Origin of the sequence: Lysinibacillus sp. NPDC096418, from assembly GCF_044762775.1 — a bacterium.
Taxonomy (GTDB): domain Bacteria; phylum Bacillota; class Bacilli; order Bacillales_A; family Planococcaceae; genus Lysinibacillus.
In genome coordinates, this window is sequence record NZ_JBIWEY010000001.1 from 456,205 (window position 1) to 478,771 (window position 22,567).

Annotated in this window: 23 protein-coding genes and 2 riboswitches; of the genes, 7 read left to right on the top strand and 16 right to left on the bottom strand. The window is 36.7% G+C overall.

Annotated elements, in window-relative coordinates; translation table 11 throughout:
- Positions 1–272: 272 nt before the first annotated feature.
- From ACIQZG_RS02155 to mbcS, 3 genes are all read right to left on the bottom strand, one after another.
- Positions 273–872, bottom strand: a complete 600-nt coding sequence (locus tag ACIQZG_RS02155; RefSeq protein WP_402753507.1) for an RDD family protein — start codon at positions 870–872, stop codon at positions 273–275.
- 12 nt (positions 873–884) lie between these two features.
- Positions 885–1,898, bottom strand: a complete 1,014-nt coding sequence (gene sppA, locus ACIQZG_RS02160; protein ID WP_402753508.1) for a signal peptide peptidase SppA — start codon at positions 1,896–1,898, stop codon at positions 885–887.
- A gap of 181 nt (positions 1,899–2,079) precedes the next feature.
- Positions 2,080–3,663: an acyl-CoA synthetase MbcS gene (mbcS, locus tag ACIQZG_RS02165; protein ID WP_402753509.1), complete on the bottom strand. Its 1,584-nt coding sequence runs from the start codon at positions 3,661–3,663 to the stop codon at positions 2,080–2,082.
- A gap of 186 nt (positions 3,664–3,849) precedes the next feature.
- Positions 3,850–3,949: riboswitch (TPP riboswitch) on the top strand.
- A 72-nt stretch (positions 3,950–4,021) separates the two neighbouring features.
- Positions 4,022–4,120, top strand: a riboswitch (TPP riboswitch).
- 89 nt (positions 4,121–4,209) lie between these two features.
- Between mbcS and tenA the strand changes: the two genes are divergently transcribed.
- The 4 genes from tenA to thiE are packed head-to-tail and all read left to right on the top strand — an operon-like array spanning position 4,210 to position 7,085.
- The gene (gene tenA, locus ACIQZG_RS02170; RefSeq protein WP_402753510.1) at positions 4,210–4,884 is read left to right on the top strand and encodes a thiaminase II; all 675 of its coding nucleotides are present in this window, start codon (positions 4,210–4,212) and stop codon (positions 4,882–4,884) included.
- Complete coding sequence (gene thiM / locus ACIQZG_RS02175) at positions 4,881–5,636, top strand: hydroxyethylthiazole kinase (protein ID WP_402753511.1); 756 nt, start codon at positions 4,881–4,883, stop codon at positions 5,634–5,636. Before tenA ends, thiM begins: the two co-directional genes overlap by 4 nt.
- The gene (thiD, locus tag ACIQZG_RS02180) at positions 5,636–6,460 is read left to right on the top strand and encodes a bifunctional hydroxymethylpyrimidine kinase/phosphomethylpyrimidine kinase (protein WP_402753512.1); all 825 of its coding nucleotides are present in this window, start codon (positions 5,636–5,638) and stop codon (positions 6,458–6,460) included. Before thiM ends, thiD begins: the two co-directional genes overlap by 1 nt.
- Positions 6,450–7,085, top strand: a complete 636-nt coding sequence (gene thiE, locus ACIQZG_RS02185; RefSeq protein WP_402753513.1) for a thiamine phosphate synthase — start codon at positions 6,450–6,452, stop codon at positions 7,083–7,085. The genes thiD and thiE overlap by 11 nt, the downstream gene beginning before the upstream one ends.
- A gap of 93 nt (positions 7,086–7,178) precedes the next feature.
- Here thiE and ACIQZG_RS02190 read toward each other — a convergent pair whose 3' ends face one another.
- From ACIQZG_RS02190 to ezrA, 4 genes are all read right to left on the bottom strand, one after another.
- Positions 7,179–7,385, bottom strand: coding sequence for an alpha/beta-type small acid-soluble spore protein (locus tag ACIQZG_RS02190; RefSeq protein ID WP_024363781.1), 207 nt, complete (start codon positions 7,383–7,385; stop codon positions 7,179–7,181).
- Between the two features lie 146 nt (positions 7,386–7,531).
- Positions 7,532–8,740 carry a tRNA uracil 4-sulfurtransferase ThiI gene (gene thiI / locus ACIQZG_RS02195; protein ID WP_402753514.1) on the bottom strand — a complete coding sequence of 403 codons (1,209 nt, stop codon included), beginning with the start codon at positions 8,738–8,740 and terminating at the stop codon, positions 7,532–7,534.
- Positions 8,737–9,885, bottom strand: a complete 1,149-nt coding sequence (locus tag ACIQZG_RS02200; protein WP_402753515.1) for a cysteine desulfurase family protein — start codon at positions 9,883–9,885, stop codon at positions 8,737–8,739. The genes thiI and ACIQZG_RS02200 overlap by 4 nt, the downstream gene beginning before the upstream one ends.
- Before the next feature lie 153 nt (positions 9,886–10,038).
- Positions 10,039–11,739, bottom strand: coding sequence for a septation ring formation regulator EzrA (gene ezrA / locus ACIQZG_RS02205; RefSeq protein ID WP_402753516.1), 1,701 nt, complete (start codon positions 11,737–11,739; stop codon positions 10,039–10,041).
- A gap of 274 nt (positions 11,740–12,013) precedes the next feature.
- On the opposite strand from ezrA, the gene hisJ reads away from it, so the two are divergent.
- Positions 12,014–12,808, top strand: a complete 795-nt coding sequence (gene hisJ, locus ACIQZG_RS02210) for a histidinol-phosphatase HisJ (RefSeq protein WP_402753517.1) — start codon at positions 12,014–12,016, stop codon at positions 12,806–12,808.
- Between the two features lie 369 nt (positions 12,809–13,177).
- Here hisJ and ACIQZG_RS02215 read toward each other — a convergent pair whose 3' ends face one another.
- Positions 13,178–15,061, bottom strand: a complete 1,884-nt coding sequence (locus ACIQZG_RS02215; RefSeq protein ID WP_402753518.1) for a sensor domain-containing diguanylate cyclase — start codon at positions 15,059–15,061, stop codon at positions 13,178–13,180.
- Positions 15,062–15,576: 515 nt separating this feature from the next.
- Here ACIQZG_RS02215 and rpsD point away from each other — a divergent pair.
- Entirely contained in the window at positions 15,577–16,179 is a 603-nt protein-coding gene (gene rpsD / locus ACIQZG_RS02220; protein ID WP_402753519.1) for a 30S ribosomal protein S4, read from the top strand.
- Between the two features lie 308 nt (positions 16,180–16,487).
- Positions 16,488–16,832 (top strand): hypothetical protein, encoded by a 345-nt coding sequence (locus ACIQZG_RS02225; RefSeq protein ID WP_402753520.1) that lies wholly within the window; start codon positions 16,488–16,490, stop codon positions 16,830–16,832.
- A 51-nt stretch (positions 16,833–16,883) separates the two neighbouring features.
- Here ACIQZG_RS02225 and ACIQZG_RS02230 read toward each other — a convergent pair whose 3' ends face one another.
- The 8 genes from ACIQZG_RS02230 to ACIQZG_RS02265 all read right to left on the bottom strand — a co-directional run bounded on the left by ACIQZG_RS02230 (position 16,884) and on the right by ACIQZG_RS02265 (position 22,559).
- A complete protein-coding gene (locus ACIQZG_RS02230; RefSeq protein WP_402753521.1) occupies positions 16,884–17,225 on the bottom strand; it encodes a DUF1827 family protein in 342 nt (113 codons plus the stop codon).
- Between the two features lie 123 nt (positions 17,226–17,348).
- Entirely contained in the window at positions 17,349–18,032 is a 684-nt protein-coding gene (locus tag ACIQZG_RS02235) for a peptidoglycan recognition protein family protein (protein ID WP_402753522.1), read from the bottom strand.
- Complete coding sequence (locus ACIQZG_RS02240) at positions 18,029–18,433, bottom strand: phage holin family protein (protein WP_402753523.1); 405 nt, start codon at positions 18,431–18,433, stop codon at positions 18,029–18,031. The genes ACIQZG_RS02235 and ACIQZG_RS02240 overlap by 4 nt, the downstream gene beginning before the upstream one ends.
- 145 nt (positions 18,434–18,578) lie before the next feature.
- Positions 18,579–19,727 carry a siphovirus ReqiPepy6 Gp37-like family protein gene (locus ACIQZG_RS02245; RefSeq protein ID WP_402753524.1) on the bottom strand — a complete coding sequence of 383 codons (1,149 nt, stop codon included), beginning with the start codon at positions 19,725–19,727 and terminating at the stop codon, positions 18,579–18,581.
- A gap of 1 nt (position 19,728) precedes the next feature.
- The gene (locus ACIQZG_RS02250) at positions 19,729–19,893 is read right to left on the bottom strand and encodes a hypothetical protein (RefSeq protein ID WP_402753525.1); all 165 of its coding nucleotides are present in this window, start codon (positions 19,891–19,893) and stop codon (positions 19,729–19,731) included.
- Entirely contained in the window at positions 19,893–20,186 is a 294-nt protein-coding gene (locus ACIQZG_RS02255) for a hypothetical protein (RefSeq protein WP_402753526.1), read from the bottom strand. The genes ACIQZG_RS02250 and ACIQZG_RS02255 overlap by 1 nt, the downstream gene beginning before the upstream one ends.
- Positions 20,187–20,196: 10 nt before the next feature.
- Entirely contained in the window at positions 20,197–21,684 is a 1,488-nt protein-coding gene (locus ACIQZG_RS02260; RefSeq protein ID WP_402753527.1) for a hypothetical protein, read from the bottom strand.
- Between the two features lie 14 nt (positions 21,685–21,698).
- A complete protein-coding gene (locus tag ACIQZG_RS02265) occupies positions 21,699–22,559 on the bottom strand; it encodes a phage tail family protein (RefSeq protein WP_402753528.1) in 861 nt (286 codons plus the stop codon).
- Positions 22,560–22,567 lie beyond the last annotated feature (8 nt).

Consider the following 22,567-nt stretch of genomic DNA (forward strand, 5'->3'; position numbering starts at 1 on the left):
ATTTATATCATTTGTAGTCCTCATCCTCCTGGGGGATTAGCGTCCCATATGAGCCCCTGAAGCGAGGGTAGCGAGAAGTTCAGTGGATCCCCCCAGAAAGCTCCCCACCCCGAACGGAAATCCTCATCTCGTTACTGTAGTTAAAGAAGCTTTCAATTACCGATTTTAGTGTAGAGACAATTTTCAAGAGCAGTTTATTCACGCAACTACTAAGAAACTAAATACTTTATATCCGAAGAGCCTCTAACGAGTTGTTAGAGGCCCTTCAATCATTATTCTTTTGTTGACTCTTCAATCATTTCAGGTTGTTTTACTGTTTTTTGAGTAGTCGGTACTGGTTGTTCGAAATCTTTTTCTACATAAATTTTCTCGTGTACAACCATTGTATCTGCAAAGTAATCATGTAAGCCTTGATTGTTTGGCAAAATTGCCACAAAGACATACAGCAACTTTATAAAATTACTAATAAAACGACCAATCCATTCACGATAAATTACATCAGACCATGATAAGGTTTCATGTTTTAACGATACAACGCGTAGACCGAAAGCCATTTTCCCTAATGTTTGCCCTAAAAATTTTGTCATCAACACAAAATATAAATAATAGATAACAGCTGAAATAATGGAGATTGGTGCATACCAAGCCGAATCTGATAAAGACCAATCCATTAAGTGGAAAATCGGGTTAATACAAATACCAATAACTGCTGATATAACGAGGGAATCAATTAAAAACGCCCAAAAGCGTACCCAAAAGCCAGCCGTTTTTAATGTATAGTGTCGTTCTTTTGTTGGTAATTTGGGCGTATAGCCAGTTAATTCGGCGTCATCAGGATATGGACCTTGCACAACGAATTCATTATTAGTCATGATATGCCCCCCTTAATATTCACCGTATAAGTACATCATTTTTGGCGCACTATAGTCAGACATAATTTTCATCAGCATTTTTTCTTCTGCTGATGGTCCAATAAATGAACCAATTTTCATACCAAGATACGATTGCCAGCCATCCACGTTATATGTGTATTCGAATAGTTCTGCATCTTCTAAATCATAATCCGCACGTAATGCAGCAATTGCTGCTTCTTTATCGCCAATTTCGTCAATTAGACCTGCCTCAAGCGCTTTTGTGCCACCAAGAACTCGGCCATCCGCTACCTTTTTCACGTCTGCTTCCGACATGTTACGACCCTTTTCAATAATATCAACAAACTCTTCATATGACTCATTAATCATTTCTTGCATCATCGCTCGTTCTTCTGCTGTAACATCACGCATTGGGCTTAGCATATCTTTATGCTCGCCTGATTTAAACGTTTCAAATTTGACACCTACTTTTTCAGCAAGTGCTTGATAGTTAATAGATTGCATGATGACACCAATTGAACCTGTAATCGTATCGCGATTTGCGAAAATTTTGTCAGCTGGTGCTGAGATATAATAACCACCAGAAGCGGCCATTGACCCCATTGATACGTAGATTGGGATTTGTCGTTCTTCTTTGATTTGTAGGAGTTTTTTATAAATTTCTGCTGACTCCGTTACACCACCACCTGGTGTATTCACGCTCAATACAACACCCTGAACAGTTTCATCATTTAAAATATTATCTAATTGCCCTAAGAAAAACTGATGATCATAGGTAACCTGTTGCCATACCGTACCAGAGCCAACATCTTGAATCGTACCGTCCAATGTTAAATGAGCAATTCTTTTATCAAAATTATTTCCTTCTAATACAGTTTCATAAACTTCAAAATCATTGCCTGCAATTACGCTATCAAAATTACCGAAGAAATCAGCTTTTAAAAACGCAAATACCGTATTGATTCCTAGTGAAACCACTAGTAATACGCCCGCAATAATTAAGGCTACCCACCTTTTTGCATTCATTCTATTCCGCCTCCTTAAAATTTTATACGAATGAATGGATAAAACGTTTCATTTATTTGCAAATATGCACTAATTTCCCGCAATTCATCATGCCGTAAATAACAATTTTAACACATAAAAAAATCAAAGTTCATAAAATGCGCTTGAACTTTGATTTTCGACATTATTCCCCAGGAAATAATTAATGATTATATTGTTTTTGCTCTTGTTGACGTAATTCCACACGGCGGATTTTGCCGGATGCTGTCTTTGGCAATTCCTCCACAAATTCTATAGCACGTGGATATTTATAGGGTGCCGTTAAGTCCTTTACATGATTTTGTAATTGCTGAATAAGCGACGAATCCCCAATAATTCCTTCGCGTAATACAACAAATGCCTTTACTATATTACCTCTAACCTCATCTGGACTTGCTACAACTGCCACTTCTTTCACAGTAGAATGCTTTATTAATGCATCTTCTACTTCGAACGGACCAATCGTGTAACCTGAGGAAATAATTACATCATCGCCTCGCCCTTCAAACCAAAAGTAGCCGTCTTTATCTTTACATGCACGGTCACCAGTAATATACCAATCGCCGCGGAATTGCAGGCTTGTACGCTCTGGGTCCTTAAAGTATTTACTAAATAACGCAGGTGTTTCTTTGTGTACGGCAATATCACCAACAATACCCTCCGAAACAGGATTACCAAAATCATCAATAATCGATACCGTATTACCTGGTGTTGGTTTGCCCATCGAGCCGACACGCGCTTCCATACCAACCATCGTTCCAACAAGTAATGTATTTTCGGTTTGACCATAACCATCGCGTACTTGTAAGTTAAATGCAGTTAAAAATACGTTCACGACTTCACTATTTAACGGCTCACCTGCAGATACAGCTTGGCGAACTTCTGATAAATTATAGTCACGTAAATTTTCAAGTGCCGCCATATAGCGATATTCTGTAGGCGTACAACAAAGAACATTCACCTTGAATTTTTCGAGCAATGTTAAATATGTAGGTGCATCAAACTTACCTTTGTAAACAAAAGCAGTAGCCCCACTTCCTAACGTTGCAAGGAACGGACTCCAAATCCATTTCTGCCAACCAGGTGCTGCAGTCGCCCATACGATGTCATTTTCTTGTACACCTAGCCAATTTGGTGCTGTCGTGCGTAAATGCGCATAACCCCAACTATGAGTATGAATAGCAGCTTTTGGATTACCGGTTGTCCCACTCGTATACGCAAGAAATGCTACATCTGTACTTTTGGTTGGTGTAGTACTTATAAAACTTGTAGGCTGCTGTTCCATTTTTTCAAGTAGTGGCTGCCATGGTGCATGTGCATGTCCGATGACAAACTGTTGTAATCCACCTAAATGTTCAACATCATCAAATTGTTCAATATATGGTTCATAAGCAATGACCGCTTTGGCATCAGCATGTGTAATACGATAATCAATATCCTTCGCTCTAAGCATTTCAGAGCTTGGAATAATAGCTAAACCAACTTTCAATGCAGCGATATATGCAACATATGCCTCAATAGATCTAGGCACCATAATGAGAATAACATCCCCTTTTGTTAATCCCTGTGCTGTTAACACATGCGCTACTTGATTCGCTTTTTCTAGTAAACTTGTATATGTTATATAGTCAATCTCTTCGCTTTCATTATAAACAATTAAAGCATTTTTCTCTGGATCTTGTGCATACTTTTCAAATTCCTCTACAATGTTATACCATTCTGGTGCGATTAGATTTTGTCTATTCATCATTATTGCCCCCTTTGTTAAACTTATTATAAAACTCATTTTTCATAGATTTCAATGAAAAACACTCTAATAATTAAAAATTATGACAATTATCACATTTATTTGTATGGCATCAGTCACCACTTTTCAAATATAATAAAATTGCCTTGTTCATATAGGGAAAGTATGGTACATTGTGGTCAAATCAAATGTTTGCAGGGGGACTCATCTTGAGTTGAGAAGGTTAAAACCTGACCCTTTGAACCTGTTAGTTAATACTAACGTAGGGAGCAATGTACAATCGCGCTTATGCTTTTCTTGTACATACGCTCTCCTCATTCGTAGGAGAGCTTTTTTCGTTCCAATTTTCAGCTAAATATTTTGATTGCGGGGGGACTCATTTTGAGTTGAGAAGGTAAAACCTGACCCTTTGAACCTGTTAGTTAATACTGACGTAGGGAGCAGTACATCATTTTTTTGATGAAGAAGCTCTTTTTACGTGTATTTCACAGACGAAAAAGAGCTTTTTTTGTATGCTTACGTTCACCAATTTGAGGAGGACTTATAATGACATTTTGTAACGAATTAAGAAAAGAAACAGATATTTATTGGGAGGGAAGTTTCCAGCACCCATTTGTAAAAGGGATTGCGGATGGTACTCTACCACTCGATAAGTTTAAATACTATATGATTCAAGATGCCTATTATTTAAAGCATTATGCCAAGGTATTAGCATTTGCAGCTGCTAAATGTGAAACACCTGAAGAATTCGCATACTACACTGATACAGCGAAATTCATTAATGAAGCTGAGCTAGAATTACATCGCTCTGTTTTCTTAGAATTAAATGTAACCAAAGAGGAACTTGAGCAGAGTGAACCTGCTCCAGGTGCTATCAATTACATTAATCATATGTATAGCGCCGTGCATAATGGCGATGTAGCTGAAGCTTTTGCTGCTATGATGCCTTGCCCATGGCTTTATTTAGAAATAGGAATGTATTATAAAGACGCAAAACCTGGTGTTAACCTATATGAAGATTGGATTGCGATGTATAGTAGTGACGATTTCCAAGTAACAATCCAAAAACAAATCTCAATGATGAACGCTTATGCTGCAGCAGCTTCTCCTGAAAAATTAGCAATTTTAAAAAGTCATTTTAAAAACAGTTGTTATTATGAATTACAGTTTTGGGAAATGGCCTGGACGAAAGAAAATTGGGTACCGGAGAGCGTACGATGATTTTACAAGCTATTCGAAAAAAACAGCCTCTTATTCATAGTATAACGAATTACGTTGTGGCCAATTTTCAAGCAAACGGTTTACTAGCAATTGGTGCTTCTCCAGTAATGGCCGATGAATTGCAAGAAGTTGAGAAGATGGTATCACTTGCGTCAGCCTTATTGATTAATATTGGCACACTAAACGAACGGACAAAAGAATCGATGCTACTTGCTGGAAAAAAAGCAAACGCACTTGGAATCCCAGTTATTTTGGATCCAGTTGGTGCTGGTGCGACAGCTTTCCGTAAAGAAACCGTAAAACAGCTTTTAGCTGAAATAAAATTTGTCCTTATTCGTTGCAACATTGGAGAACTAGCTGCCATTGCGAATATAAGTTGGCAGCAAAAAGGTGTAGATAGTGGTAGTGGTTCAATGGCACTATCTGATGAAGCAACGAAAATTGCGCAACAATACAAATGTATGGTCATTGTCACAGGTGAAGAAGATTTCATTTCGGATGGCGTACAATCAAGGTGGATTCCTGGTGGTCATCGCCAAATGACTGAAATTACAGGTACAGGTTGTTTACTAAGTGCTATTTGTGGTGCTGCGTTTGTCGCAGGAGATGAACCTTTTGCGCAACTAGGCGATACGTTAAAGACCTATAAAAAAATTGCTGAAAATGCATATTCGAGCACACAATATATTGGTGATTTTCAGATAACCGTACTAAATGAATTACATCGTCTTTCCAAGGAAGGTGAACAATAATGAAAATTGTTACAACAATCGCTGGCTCCGATAGTGGCGGTGGTGCTGGCATTCAAGCTGATTTAAAAACATTCCAAGAATTAGAGGTATTTGGCACTTCAGTCATTACAGCCTTAACGGCACAAAATACATTAGGTGTTTCTGGTGTTCTGCCGACGGAAGTAAGTTTTGTTGAAAAGCAACTCCTTGCTTTATTAGAAGATTTCCCGATTAGTGCAATCAAAACGGGCATGCTCTTTTCATCAGATATTATTCAAAAAATCGCAACTATCATTACTGATTTAAGAATCCCACTGATTGTCGATCCTGTAATGATTGCAAAAGGTGGAGAAAACTTATTACAACAAGAAGCAGTCCAAGCATTACGCACTCATTTACTGCCATTAGCGAGTGTCCTTACACCAAATATTCCAGAAGCAGAAGTACTTGCGGATATGAAGATTGAAACTGTTCATGATATTCAACAAGCTGCACAATCACTTTTACAATTAGGCGTGCAGTTCGTTGTTATTAAAGGTGGGCATTTATCAGATGAAAAATACGCTACTGATTATGTATTTTCAAATAACGGTTCATCATTTACAATGCAATCAGAACGCATAAATACTAAAAATACGCATGGAACAGGCTGCACATTCTCTGCCGCATTAACTGCTTTTATTGCACAAGGAATTCCCTTTGATCAAGCCATTGTTGAAGCAAAAAAGTTTATTCAAATGGCCATTACACATGATCTAGTTATTGGCAACGGTCACGGACCAACAAATCATTTTGCATATCAAAAATATAAAGATACATGTGAGGTGACTGTACTTGAAGCGTAAGAATTTACAGCTTTACTTCATTATGGGTACTGAAAATACGAAGCAACGCGAACCATTAGCCATACTTGAAGAAGCATTACAAGCTGGAATTACAATGTTTCAATTTCGTGAAAAAGGACCTAAAGCGTTGACTGGTCAAGCTTATGAGAAATTTGCGAACGATTGTCAAAAACTATGCCAACAATATCACGTGCCATTTATCGTCAATGATGATGTAGATCTTGCTATCCGATTAAAGGCAGATGGCATTCATATTGGACAAGATGATTTGCATGTTTCTATTGTACGAGAAAAAATTGGCGACATGCTTCTCGGCATTTCTGTACATTCGGATGCTGAACTACAAGTAGCCTTACAATATGGAGCAGATTATGTTGGGATCGGACCGATTTTTGCAACTCGTTCTAAAGATGATGCAAATGCGCCAAGTGGTACAGCTTTTTTACAACAAGTACGTTCACAACATCCTGAATTACCCATTGTCGCCATTGGTGGCATAGATAACTCAAATGCACACACAGTATTCAATGCTGGAGCAGATGGAGTAGCTGTCATTTCAGCAATTTGCGAGAGCAATGACATTCAACTTACGGTTCTAAATTTTAAAGAAACTTTCCATTCATAAATGTTGAGGTATTTAAGCAAACTAAAAACCAGTGCCTATAAAGGTCACTGGTCTTTAGCCAAATAATTACTCAGGGTATGAGTTTTTTATTTGTTATTGTTTTGGCATCCCTTTTAATTGAGATTCAGCCATTTGTACAAGACGTTTAGTGATTTCACCGCCGACGGAACCGTTAGCACGGGCTGACGCGTCAGCACCTAATTGAACACCAAATTCTTGTGCAATTTCGTATTTCATTTGATCAAGTGCTTGTTGTACACCAGGTACTGCAAGCTTGTTTGAACTGTTGTTGTTTGTCATTTCTCTCACCTCCTTGTGAATATAGAATGTGCTTTATTAGATTTTTAATACGAAAAAAATATAGGTAAATTGTACCTACAAAGGAAATCTGATTTCATAATAAAAGAACCGTCTCAAAATTGCTTTTGAGACGGTTCTTTATCTTATTATAGAAGATCTGCGAATTTATCGGCTGGCTGTTCTTTTTTCGGGAAGATATGCACTTCACGATTCTTTACAGCTCGTTCAATTAATTCATCGAAATCCGAGAAGCTTTCGTAGTGCTCTACTTTCTCAAGCTTTGGCTTAGTTTTTGGACTTGCCGGTGTAAAGATTGTACAGCAGTCTTCAAATGGCTGAATCGATGTTTCATAAGTGCCGATATTTTTAGCTATATCGATAATTTCTAATTTGTCACTTGCAATTAACGGGCGTAAAATCGGTGTATTCGTCACTGCATTGATGGCAGTTAAGCTTTCAAGCGTTTGACTTGCTACTTGGCCAAGACTTTCTCCTGTAACGATTGCAAGAGCACCTATATCTTCACGTACCTGATCAGCAATTTTTAACATCATACGACGAGTTGTTGTCATTGAAACGTTTGACGGTACTTTATCTTTAATGAGTACTTGTATTTCAGTAAACGGAATAACGTGTAGACGAACATTCGCACCGAACTTTGTTAATTCATTTGCTAATACCTTTACTTTTTCAAGTGAATTTTGACTTGTATACGGCGGGCTGAAGAAGTGAATAGCTTCTAAGCGTACACCACGTTTCATCATTAAATAGCCAGCAACTGGGCTATCAATACCACCTGATAACATTAATAATGATTTACCATTCGAACCAACTGGCATACCGCCTGCACCTGAAATCACTTGAGCCATCATATACGTTGCATCATGACGTACTTCTACACGAAGTTCTACATCAGGTTTTTTTACTTTTACCGATAAGTTTTGATACTGTGGTAACACATGGCTACCAATTTCACGCTGAATCGCATGAGAATCTAATGGGAAACTTTTATCTGTACGTTTTACTTCTACTTTAAATGTTAATTGTTCCTCTTTAAATGTATCCATAATCGTAATTGCAAGAGCTTTCATTGCGTCCATATCTTTTTCACAAGCAGCTACTGGACTGAATGATTGAATTCCAAATATTTTCGGTAATCCTTCAAGTAATACATTCATTTGTGCTTGATCCGAAATAGCGATAAACATTCGATCACGCTCTGTGCGGATGTGTAATTGACCTAAATCAGCAAATGCATGACGGATATTTTCACGTAGGCGACGAATAAAGTCCATTTTGTTGCGCCCTTTTGTCGATAGTTCACCGTATCGAATTAAAATTTCTTTCCAAATCATTGTAAAAGCTCTCCTTTTAGTTCCATTAATACTTCGTTTAATACAAGTTTAAACTGTGCGATTTCTTCATCTGTAACATGTGCACCGAAGCTTACACGAATGACGCCATTTTTAAAATGCTCATCAATATGTAAAGCTTCCACGACATGACTTGTTTTCGTTTGTTTCGATGAACAAGCACTTGATGTCGAAACAATCACACCACGTTTTTGCAAGGCATTAATGAGTATTTCACCTTTTAAATCACGCACACTAAACGATAAAATATGTGCTGCACCTTCTGTTGTTGATAAAATATGCACTTCGTCACCATAGTTTCTTAACACTGTACATATTTCTTCATGCCACGTACGGAATTTCGGCTCATGTACAGCCATCGTTTCTACTGCCATACGTGCCGCTTTTGCTAGTGCCACGGCTTGTGGTACAGCAACTGTTCCACTGCGTAAACCGAATTCCTGACCACCGCCAAGTGCATATGGTTCCCACTGCATTTTTTTGCGGAATGCGAGTACACCTGAACCTTTAAAGCCATGGATTTTATGACCGGAAATTGTAATGCAGTCTGGGCCATCTTCACCGTTAAAGGTAATCGGTAATTTGCCGAAGCTTTGCACCGCATCGACATGAAAAGCTGCGCGGCTTAACTCATGCACAATTTTTGCCGCTTCAAAAATAGGCTGAATTGCACCCATTTCATTATTAACATGCATTATGCTCACTAACACTGTATCTTTACGTACTTTTGCACGCAACTCTTCTATTGAAATAACACCATTTTTCCCAACAGTTAAATACTCTACTTCAAAGCCTTCTTTTTCAAGTTGCTTCACTGATTCTAACACAGATGGATGTTCAATGACCGTTGTTAAAATATGTTTTCCTTTATGTGTATTGCCTCGTGCCAAACCAAGAATGGCTGTATTATTAGATTCCGTGCCACCTGATGTAAACAGTATATTTTTGGCATCTGTACGCAAAATATGCGCAATTTGTTCACGTGCACGCATCAATAGTTCATGCGATTCTACACCCATCGCATGAATTGATGCAGGGTTAGCATAATATTGTTCATTGACCGCCAAAAATGTTTGCATTACTTCTTTATGCGGCTTTGTTGTTGCACTATTATCGAGATAAATCATCGTTCAACCTACTCACTTTTTATCGTAAATTTTTTTATCTTCTCGTTTTTCATAAGAAAACCACCAACACGAAAACAGTGTGGTGGTTGCTCTTTTTCTATACCATTATAACGTTTTTATACACTTACGTATACTGTCTTGTATTCGTCCAGATTAACGCGAAAACATCTCTTCTGCAACAAGTGCTTGAATACGTTTTAATGCGCCCGGCTCCATATCCTCCACAGCCGTTCCTGCATCTTCTAATGCTTTTGTATATCGGCATTGAAGGAATGCTTCTTCTGCTTCTTTTAAGCGCGCATTAAGTTTGGGATTTGTTGCTCTATGACGATTACCGTATTGAATAATTCGTTCTATCAACATGACATTTTCAATCATCTCACGCGCTTTTATATGTACTTCTTCAATACATAATTCTGTAGCAGCTAAATTACTATGCACAACTCCCATATTTAACGGTACTTCTTGTAAACTTTGGATAACTACATAAATATGTTCTGCAGCTTCATCTAAACGCGCATCCATCTCCTTGGGGATACCTGGCATATTCGCCTTGTTCAGTATGCGATCCGTTTCTTGTAACATTTTTTTCAGCTCTTCTACTTTTGCACGTGCTTTATTTTCATCAATACGCAAGTTTTTCATCGTATTCGATAGTCGCTCTTGTTCCTCATGAATACGCTCTAGTTCCTCACTAATTTCCGTTAACTCTTCCTGCAAGCTAGAATAAGCAGATTTTTCGTCTGCTACACGCATTGAAAGTAATTCATAACGTCGTTGTAATACCTCTAAGCGTTTTAATGCTACTTTCGGGATTTCGGCGTCTTTTTCATTTAGATGATAACTTTGTTGTACGAATGATGCTTCATCACTGACAATTCTTGTCGAACTAATAACATTAGCAATCGAACTAAATAGTCGTTCACAATTTTGATCGACGTAATTTTTTGCAATCACTTCTTTTTCAAGTAAGTCATAAAAATTATCGATTTCTTCGTTAATTTCAACTACACGAGGTTTAACAACTGCTATATTAAGTTGTGCAAGTTCACCTTTTAATGTCCCAAACTCTTCTTCTAGTTTGTCAAGTGCCTCAGTCAGTTCAAGATGACGTAAATAGTAAGACTGTTCTTCCATTTCACGTTGACCACTACGTAATTCTTGAATGGCACCCGGTAATTTTACTTGTAGCTCCGTCAAAAGTGTCGGTACATCATTAATAAAATTAAACGTCTCCTGTGACTCATTATTTAAGTTAATGACGATTTCCCGAGCCTGTAAGTAATTTCCTTCTTTTGTTAATGAATCGAATTCTTCAAACTTCTGAACAAACACTTCTAATCTCTGCTCAAGTGCTGGCAACGCAACTCCAAATGAATGTTGATGCGCAAGTAATGTTTTACGAGCAGAACGGTAATATTCCTTTAATTGTTCGATTTCAATACGATTTTTCTCTTCACTACCAATTAATTCATTTAGTTCATCTAAAATTTTATTTTTATCTTGCTCACATTTTACAATATAATCTTCAATCTCACGCTCGATTAACGTTGCCTTTTTAAAGCGAAGACGATTAACTTGATCTTCAGCATCAAATAATAAGGAATCAATTTTTGTCATGTGGACATCGATGACTTCATCCCAGCTGTTACGCCAACGCTCAAACATTTCCTCTGTTTCACCGTTCATATTTAAAGATTTCACTTTTGAAATCTCCTCATTGATTGGATTATTTTGTATTTGTAATTTTTCATTTTCAAGTTGCTCAATGATCGCAGTATGTTTTCTTCTCATAGTAAATCCCACTATCACTAAAATTAATAGTAGGATAATCGGAATGATGATATACTCCATCGTAAGCCTCCTATTCCACAATAAACGAATTGGCTATTTATACTCATTATATACTATGTTTTCTCATTTGTACTAGATTTTAAGTGTATTGGTGAAAGAGTTATGGAAGAAAAGTACATTTAAACTGATATATCCATAATAAATCACTTACACTTTTGGGATAAAGACACTCTTTTTAGTCTTTACATCGAAAGTGGATAATGCGAAAGCTTCGCACCTATAGGAAATTTTATTCTTTCTTATATAAACGAAACAAAAAAGGAGTGTACACTTTATGAAACGAGATGGGCATATACATACACCTTACTGTCCTCATGGCTCAACGGATACATTAATACATTATATCGAAAAAGCTATAGCTGAAAATTTTACGGATATTACTTTTACTGAGCATGCTCCATTGCCTCAAGGCTTCACCGATCCAACCCCCGATAAAGATAGTGGGATGAATCCTGATTATTTAATGCCCTATTTTAATGAGTTAAAGCAACTACAAACAAAATACGAACATGACATACGCATTCGAATTGGACTTGAGGTAGATTACATCGCAGGCTTTGAAAAAGAAACAACACTATTTCTAAATAAATATGGTCAATACTTAGATGATGCAATTCTTTCTGTTCACTTTTTACGATGGCAAGACACCTATGTATGTATTGATTATTCGGCAGAGACCTTTCTTGCATTCGCAGATAAAGTCGGCTCTATTGAAGATGTGTATACTTTGTATTATAACACGGTCTTGCAATCCATTCATGCAAACCTAGGACGGTACAAGCCTAAACGCATTGGTCATCCTTCTCTTGTTCATAAGTTTCAACTCGCACATAATGTAAAAATTGACGATACGGAACGCCTTCAACAGGTGTTAACTGAAATGAAGGAACATGGCTTTGAATTAGATTTAAATAGTGCAGGGTTAAGTAAAACTTTTTGCAAAGAACCTTCCCCGCCATTTCCTTTAATTGAGTTTGCTAAATCTATTCACCTTCCTTATGTATTTGGCTCCGATGCGCATACAGTAGTAGATTTACATCAACATTATAACGTTATACTTCCAAAATAAATAGTCTTATCTGAGTTGTTTACTCTGTTTTCATTAATTAATTATGAAAATTCTGTTACCACTAATATAAGACGTTAACAAAACAAATAGATGCTTTGTTAGCAGGCAAAAAAGATCGTTTTGCGAATTTAAGCAATGTAGCCGCTCTACTCAATTATTTTTTAACGACTATTAACTGGGTCAGCTTTTATTTGATTCACGATCACGAACTTGTATTGGGTCCATTCTAAGGTCTACCTGCTTGAGTGTAAAGACAAAATTGATTTAGAACAATTCACACACAAGCTTTTGTCTACTATTACAAAAAAACTGCCCTTTGATTGTTAGAATGTCTATCAATCAAAGGGCAGCTTTAAATTTCTAGCTAATTTATGCATTAGTTTGTAATCTATGGTCATGCATACAAAAGCGATTTTTCCCACTATTCTTCGCTTCATATAAGGCATTATCTGCATGAAGGAATACAGATTGAAATGCAGGTCGATACTTTTGATTCCACGTTATTAGTCCAGCAGATATTGTCACCTGCGGATCTGTTTTCGTTGGAATTAACTTTACAAGATCCTCAGCAAATTGTATTGCTGCCTCTTCATCAATATTCGGGACGTAAACAGACATTTCTTCTCCACCCCATCGTGCACATATGCCTTTTGAGCCTACAGTCTTTTTCAACTGTGAAGCAATTTGCACAAGAACCTTATCTCCTACTTGATGGCCATATGTATCATTCACACGTTTGAAGTTATCAATGTCAATAAGTAAAAACATACCAGAGTCATCTTTTTCAAGTGATTTTACTACATATCGGTCTAAGTAGTTACGCGCAAAGAGTTTCGTTAAATGGTCGCGGTCCACCATTTCTTGCAATTGGTCACGTAAAATCGAGTTGGCGATTGCTAAAGAGGAATGATGGATTAATGATTGCATTAATTTAAAACTATCGAATGAGAAGAAATAAGGATCTTTGTGTAAAACAATACTAAAGCCATTAATAGACTCTTCCATCAATAGCGGTATTGCCATAACCGAACGATACTTTATTTTATTTGAAGCTAATCGACTAAAGTCTGCTATAAATAATGGGTCAAATGTATTTTCAAAATGTTGCTCAACATGTCGTATATAAACGGACCCTTCTGTTGTCTTGAAAAATGGTGTACTTGCTTCCGTTACTTCAAATTTATCATTATTTTTAAAAACAAAGCAAACCTCCATTGGTTGGAAAGATTTCATTAATTGTTTTTGTAAAAATAAAAGCATCTCCTTAATATTAATTCTCATGTTAAGACGATGCGAAGTTTCATTGATAAGTTGTAAATCTCTAATTAATCGATGTGATTGATGATAGAGTTTTGCATTTTCAAGTGCATTTCCCGAGGCTTGCGCAAGCATACGTACAAAATCTTTTTCGCTCGATGAAAAAATATACGTCATCGGTGCATTCACTTGTAAAATTCCATATATAGCCTGTCTACCTTTTATAGGGACATTTAGTAATCTACAATCTAAATCATTCGCTAGTTCAATTGTAAGCTCTCCTGACACAAAAGCCTCAATTGTGGCAGGTCTTTCGGATAAATAATCAAAAAGCTTAATATCAATTGTAGTATGTCGATCTTGATCATTTGATAAAATAAGTTCAACATTAAACTCCGGGAAGTTGTCTTTAATATTCTTTAAGACGTTTTCTAAAATTAAATCTATATCCATTGTTGAATGAAATAAATCAGTCATATTATAAAGTTTCTTATATTGGTCTTCATTCAGCTTTACTTTCAAATTCTCACTGATCATTTGAATGATTTTTGTAATTAATTCTATAAAATCTTCACCTGCATCAGAATTTATAAAATCCGTCCACAAATCTGTCGCTTCGACCAATAAAATTCCAAATGGGTCTTTATTCTCTAATTGAAATAGTGCCATATCTGTCATTTCATTATAAGACTCAATTTCCTTGAGTATGTACGGTAGTTTCACTACATTTTGCTGATAGAAACCAGCTTCTATCATAGGCCATGGGATTGATTTTTTTCTTGATTCAATTGTAATAGCCATTGCTTCATCTAAAGGAACTAAAAGATTATCTTCATAACTAAGAAAGATAGCATTTGAAATATTTAAGTGCTTCTTTAGACATTTCTTAAGTAAAAAAAAGTATTCACTAAAACTAGCCAGTTCCCCATTCGAACTCGCCCAAAGGCTCAATACATCAGATTTTATATATTTTAGCGTTTGTAAATGGTCTGTCATGAAATCACCTTTTCTTTATAACGTCACAAATCAATTACTATTAACTTATATTTTATTATACATATTTTGAGTCATTTTGACTATGTAATTCTTCTTTTTTTTTACATTTTACAATCATTACCTCATGTTTAACTATTGCAAAAACAAAAAATTATATCTAAAGGCCTTTTTAGCTATTTTCTATAACAAATCATTTATTAATTTCTAGCTACAAAATTTAGGTCAATAAAATATCTTTCTTATAGAAAAATATCGATTGTTATATTTGACGTACACAGAATAAAAAGTTACAATGATGGTTGTGTAAAATGAACGCAGCAGTGGTATGATCTTATCATTGTATTTTATTCCTCTATTATAAGTGAGTGAAACATATCAGATATAATGGATGGTGTATTATGTAACCTAATGGCTGCATAGGCGAACATACATGAAAATAAAATGCGTATAAGAACGGGTACTACTGGTTTTTGTTTTACAACGAAAAAACCAAATTTAAAGGAGGAGACAACAATATGTCTCGTTATACAGGTCCATCTTGGAAAATCTCACGTCGTCTTGGTATCTCACTAAGCGGTACTGGTAAAGAAATCGAAAAACGCCCTTACGCACCAGGTCAACACGGCCCGAACCAACGTAAAAAATTATCAGAGTACGGTCTACAATTACAAGAGAAACAAAAACTTCGTCATATGTATGGTATGACTGAACGTCAATTCCGTACTGTATTTGATCGCGCTGGTAAAATGAAAGGTGTTCACGGTGAAAACTTCATGATTCTTCTTGAAACTCGCCTTGACAACTTAGTTTACCGTTTAGGTTTAGCTCGCACTCGTCGTGGAGCTCGTCAATTAGTAAACCACGGTCACATTTTAGTAGACGGCAAACGCGTTGATATTCCATCATATAGCGTTAAACCAGGTCAAACGATTTCTCTTCGTGAAAAATCTCAAAACCTATCTGTAGTTGGCGAAGCTATCGAAGTAAACAACTTCGTACCTGACTACTTAACATTTGATGCAGACAAAAAAGAAGGTACATTCACTCGCCTTCCAGAACGTTCTGAACTATCTGCTGAAATCAACGAAGCATTCATCGTAGAGTTCTACTCTCGTTAATTTTTTAACGTTAGATTGCTTCTGTTTCTTAAACCTCGCAACCTTGCATACACCCTTGTGTTTCAAGTGTTTGCGGGGTTTTTGTATATAAAAACACCTTTTGATTATTTGGGGTTATTTCATTTAATTATGGGGGAGCGAGTGGGGGAGCGTTTTTTATATATTCGGGGCGATTAAAATAATACACGGACAGGTGTCCTTATATTTCAATAACTTTTCGGACATAGGCATTATCACCTATGTAATTACATACCTACAATAATTTGAATAATTGGAATTTCAGTAACATGTAAGGAGGTTTTTAATTCATGGCAAAAAATAAAGTAATTGCTGGTGACTACAATGGGAAATCTATCATTCAATCTTTGGGAACCGTTGCTTTAGCTACAGGCTTATTCAAAAGTGTAATACTTGATAAATCTACAATAAAAGAATATGAGGTATTAGATGAGGAATCTCGTAAAAGTGCAACTAGTGCAGTAGGTCGTGCTTTTGTAGGTGGAGTTATCTTAGGACCTGTTGGTTGGCTTGCTGGTCTTTCGGCAAAATCAAAAAGCACACATGTTGTGGCAATTGAATTTATGGATGGTAAAAAGAGTTTGATTGAAATAGATCAGAAAATTTATTCTGCATTAATTAAAAAATTGTTCTAACTATACTAAATAGAAGAAAGCCGCTCATCGTTTAATACGAGCGGCTTTTCTTTAATTAACCAGTGCTACACCATCTTTAACATATAAATATATAATCCCATTAGGACTTACGCGCATTACTACGTCATTGTTACTTTTCTTTAGGATATTTTCTAACATATATACAAGCTCCCACTCCTGGACGTAACCATATCCTTTACTATTTGAAATACTAGCACACTCAGTATTTCTGTTTTTGCTATGTATAATTATAGATTCTCCACATCCATAAACCTTTACTATTGTATCAGCTGGTAATGTGCTCATTGTAGCTTTAACTACATCATGACTCTCTTTTGTTATATCCCTAAATATTTGTTGTTTTGAAAATGGATTTTTAAATTTGACTGACACTACTCTCGCCCCTTTCATTAATAAGAACATTCGTTCTCACTTATTATAGAACAAACGTTCTTTTTGTTCAATAAAAAAAGACCAGATACTAACAAATTAATGTAAGTACCTGGTCCTTGAAGTTTATAATGTTCGCTTTACAACAGAAATAAGTAATCCCAAAGCTTCGCCATCTGTCATTGAGCCTACTTTTTCGCTGTGGTCCACCTTTAAAATTCCTTTTGATTTTGCCACTTTTAGTAATACTTTTAAATCCTCTTTTGCTGTTGATGTTAATGTGTTTGGCACCTTCGTTTCCTCCTTTTGTTGTGATTGTGTAGATGGTTTCATAGCTTCCTCAATCCGTTTCAAGAAACTATTCCAACGACCTTCCGCTCTGATACGATGCGGACAATCTTTCTTTGACCAATCGTAATGTTGCTTCACTCGGTCAATGCCCCAACCAAACTCTTTGAGTAATTTTGCGATGTACTGTACTGCATTTTCTTCTGCAGTAATATAACGAGCACCGCCACTTTTGCTGTAACAGATTTCAATACCAATTGATTGTCGATTCCCCTTACCTTGACCATCACCACAATGCCATGCATTGCGATTAAACGGAATTGCTAGAATAATCTCTTTGTCATCCACGGCTACGTGGTAAGATACTTGGTTGTTATTGCTATTCATGTATTTAACTTCGTTAGCTGCAGATGCATCATTCGCCGTGTTGTGTACTGTGATAAAATGTGCTGTCATAGAATATGGAGCTTTTAATGTGTACTTACTCGTCGGTAACAAGTTTTGTTTGAATGCATAGGTCATTTGCTCTCACCTTCCTTTTCGAGATTATCAAAGACTTCTAACGCTCGTTTCACTGGTCCTGGCATGTCCAAACCTAACTTAGCGCTATTTTCTCCTAAGCTAACAATTTCATTAAGAATGAATAGAATCGCTACGGCATCAGGAATAATCTGACCCACTGTAAAACCTTGGTCCAGTAATACTAAGTAAATTAAATTAGCTACCACAATCCAAACCCACATCATGCCCTTTTTTAGGATTCCTTGATAACCACGTTTGCTATTGATAGTTCCCCAATTGGCTGCCATACCTGTTATAAAATCAAATGCATTTAAAACTAACAAGACGGTCAGTAATAAGCCCCAACCACCAATTAAAAATGATAAAGCTCCACCAAATACCGATACAAAAAATCTTTCCATAAATACACCATCCTTTGCCCTTTTTATTTAAATAAATAACGTTTTGAGACGCATCGAGAATCAGTACCACGTACCGTTGCCCATCTCGATTGCTCTCATAGCGTTAAAAAAATACATAAAAATAACGCTAGTCTCAAGACTGCGTTTATCGTCTAACCTCGCCGCTAATTTGCGAGAGATCTTGTTTAATTTTCTGAATTAATGTAGGTCTGCTATTACCGAATGTAGCTTCAATACTAAAGCCACTTGTTTCGTAAATTTCCTTAATTTCAGTAATACGAGCATCCATCGTCACACCCCAATCAAGATTTTGGATTGTAGTAATATCCCCATAGTCATAATCAATTTGATACTCAAATGGACTATTGGTTAAAACCTGACCTTCTAAATATTCTTCCTGAATCAATTCACTCAGTTTTTGTTGCCCGCGATCCGTTAATGCTTGAATGACTTGTTGCTCTGGTAATGGATTTTCATCATCGTCAGTTTCCGCAATGTCTCGAGCGTCAATGAATTCCTCATGACGATTAATAGCTGCATAGTTCCCAACCTCAATAACTCGCCTTTCTACACCTTCACCTTGACCAGCCACAATTGCAACGTTTTTATAATTCAGATCACTTTGCGTGTAGTGTAACGATTTAAGCGATTCAAATTGTGGACTAAAAATAACAGGCGGATTGATTGATTGGCCAGCAACTAAATTACGACCTTCCACAATATCAAATACCCAGTTCTTATTTCTAATATCAAGCAAAACATCCCAACCTAGCCCACTGGTTAAAGATAACGTACTCATTTCTTCTGCCACGTTTTTAAAGCGTGAAGCATATATCATGTGGATTCCACGCTGTAAATCAGGTGCAATCACTAGTTGTGGTATTTTGCGCCTTGGGTCCACTGGATTAACTAGATTGTTATTTACGTAATGCTTCATTACTGTTTCTGCATTTCCTGACCGATTATCATAAGCTGTATGCGCTGGTGGCATCGTAATACGCTGTGCAATGATAGACTTTAGAGCATAGCCTTTAATGAGCCAGTTTTCCGTAATCTTACCGTTTTCATCAAGTTCAATTTCTCTGTGTTTAATAATAAAAACCTTATTCAAGTCTGTGCCGACTAAAATAAGGTTGTCTTTTATTAATGTATGTGCGTTCTTTTTATAACGATTAATGCGCAATTCAAAGGCGCCAATGCCATGCCAGGAACGATTAAAAAACATGGACTCATAGTTGTCGATTTCTCCTAAAATGTCCATGTTTAGTGATAATATTCGGATGGGCTTTTTCATCCTACACGCCCTCTGTATTGGCTAAAATGTAATCATCTACGCTTTGCCTGTAATCAGGGTTTGTGATGTTATCGATAACATAAACCTCATTAGTTTTTGGATTAAGTCCTTTGTTCATAATTCTTTCTGCCGCAATACGTACAACTGCTGGGTTAACTGTTATCATTATAGGATACCACCAATTTCGTTTTCAGTTTGTAATAATAAAATATCTTCTTTAAGCTTTTCGTTTTCCAATTCGACTTCTGACAGACTATTTTCAAACTCGACGAATAAGGGCTTTCTATCTTTCACTTCGGAAATATAACCTTTTGTATAATCAATACTCCCGTAAGGAACAGTAATGTATGATATCTCAGTTACTTCAGGATGCGGTAATACGTCACCAGAAGCCTCACCAGTTTGATAAATAATTCTTCCAGTCGGTACGTCATAATATAATCTATTATCAAGTTTCATAATATCCCTCCTATTCTGTGATTAAGAAATTTAAATTAACCGGCACTGTCGTAGTTGATGGGTACCCGTTTCGAACAGCATAATTCAAATACCATCCATTACTGTCTTGAGCTATCTCTGCATAAGACATATATACAAGTCCGGTCATTGCTCCTTGCATATTTTGAGATAAACCATTTCTAAAATATGAACCGGGCATACCATGAGCACTATTCATAGGTTTGAAGGCAACTGATGGCGTTCTTACTATGACTGAACCCAAAGGTGATATTGCAGGGACTGTTAAAACGCCCTGTGATGATTTTATTCCGGTGTTTATATACGATATATTTGTCGCTATTTGAGCGAATGAAGCATCCGGTGGTGTAGGTACACCTTTTTGGGTAATGGCGGATGCTACCTGTGCTTTACCATTACTTACAGATGTAAAAAGGTCCTGTTGAACAGGTACAGATGTGACTATGTTATCAACTACTTGGTTAGTTGTTACTGCGTTTAATACATCAAATACTGGTTGTGCTGTACCAGTTAGACCAAACATCTCAACCACGCAAGTTACAGGGTTACTAGCTTTTCTTTTATATAATTGCATATATAAATGTCCATTATATAAATATGGTGTGGGAAGATAGAAGTTTTCAAGGAATCCTTTCGCACCAGTGATAATTTTAGTCTCTGCATGATGAATAACACCTTCTCCGAAGCCCATATGATGTTCTACGACACATCCGCCAGAAGCATTACTATTGGCGTATAATGACCCCAATGTCATTCTTATTATTCCAGAGAACGACATTTTACCGTAGTAGAAGTTAACATACTCGGTAGTGTCGTTATTTTTCCATTGAAAACCGCCAAAGTCTCGTCTAGCATAATGGTTCCCAATATTATCAATGCGAATATCGTTCCTAAACTGATTAGGAGTTAGATGAACATTTTTGTTTTCTATATGTTTATTTAGTAAATTATCGTCAAAAGATGGTAGTATTTTAGAACCAGCCCAAGGACAAATAACATCTTTACCGCGCTCACTAGTCACTGCATCAGCTGCTATAAATGTTTGACCACCAACTACTTTTACTTGAGCAAGACTAATCTCATAAATATTTGGTGTCTGCGTCAACTGTGGAGGAACAGGATTCACACTAGGCACACCCTTTTTGACAAATGACAATACATGACGCTTATCCGTACTCAAATCCATGCGTATTACTACACGATCTATACGGCTCACACCTAGTGATTCGGTGTCGTGTGTTAATTCTTTGATACCATCGTTTTCGTAGTACCTACCTAAAATAAACGCAACACCTGTATCTATTTTTGTTTGCATGTTGACGCCTGTTGATGTAACTCTTAACTCATTCATTTCGCCTTTTAAAATACCTGTTGTAACTAATGTTTTAAAATAGCTAGTAAATTGTTGCGCATTATACTCCCTGTCGTATGTTCCATCCGGCAACTGCACAGGGTCAAAAAAACTAAAATGTTCAGCCATTATTTCACTTCCTTTTATACACTTAAATATCTGTGTTTGTATTCTACATAGACTTCTGGATTTCCTGAGTCTGTAATAAATGCAAATCGATTTTCGCCAACATCTAAATTAAAGAAAGCTGAATATGGATCAATCCAAGGGAAACCATTTTGTATCATGCCATCCGGACCAACAATCTCCACTCTTTTGTTGCCGAATGATGTATCTAAAATCAACTTATACCCAGCTGGTATCTCACGATCAACACGGATAAATTCGCCTGTTGTTAAATTGGTTATCCTCGGATTAATTACAGGACCGCGAAACTCTACTCGTATCGGCGTTGGTACATCACCTTTATTGACTAACATTTTTGAGTCACCCCTGGTAGCGAATCGAACAGGAAATCTAAACGAAAATCGGAAGTTGCTGACGAAATCCTCGAGCTTGTAGTTTTCTGTAATGATATCCTTCCAGTGTGGATCAGGAGCAACTAATTGGATTAATGATTTTTGGAATGTCACTTGTCGATTTTCACTTCCATCAGGAAAATGGGGTAATGACGTTGCAACAGCTTTGATTTCTCGTACACCAGAATCACTGATATAACGCAATGTCCCTTCTTTTAATCGTGGATTAAAAATGGATGTGACTTTACGTCGCTTTGCTTCTGTATCCAAGTTATCATCACCAGTAATCTTGATTTCTATATCGATATAACGCGGTTCTAACGGCGTATCAGTTAATGTCGAGCCATCTTGATAAGGCGCTTTTTGCATTTGTATGTCAGCTTCGACTTCGCCTAATCCGGTAACGGATACCAAACGGAAAGGGCGACCATATAGTTCAATGGTTTCGCCCCTGGAATTAATAAATTCTAATTTAAATTTGTGCATGTTGACCT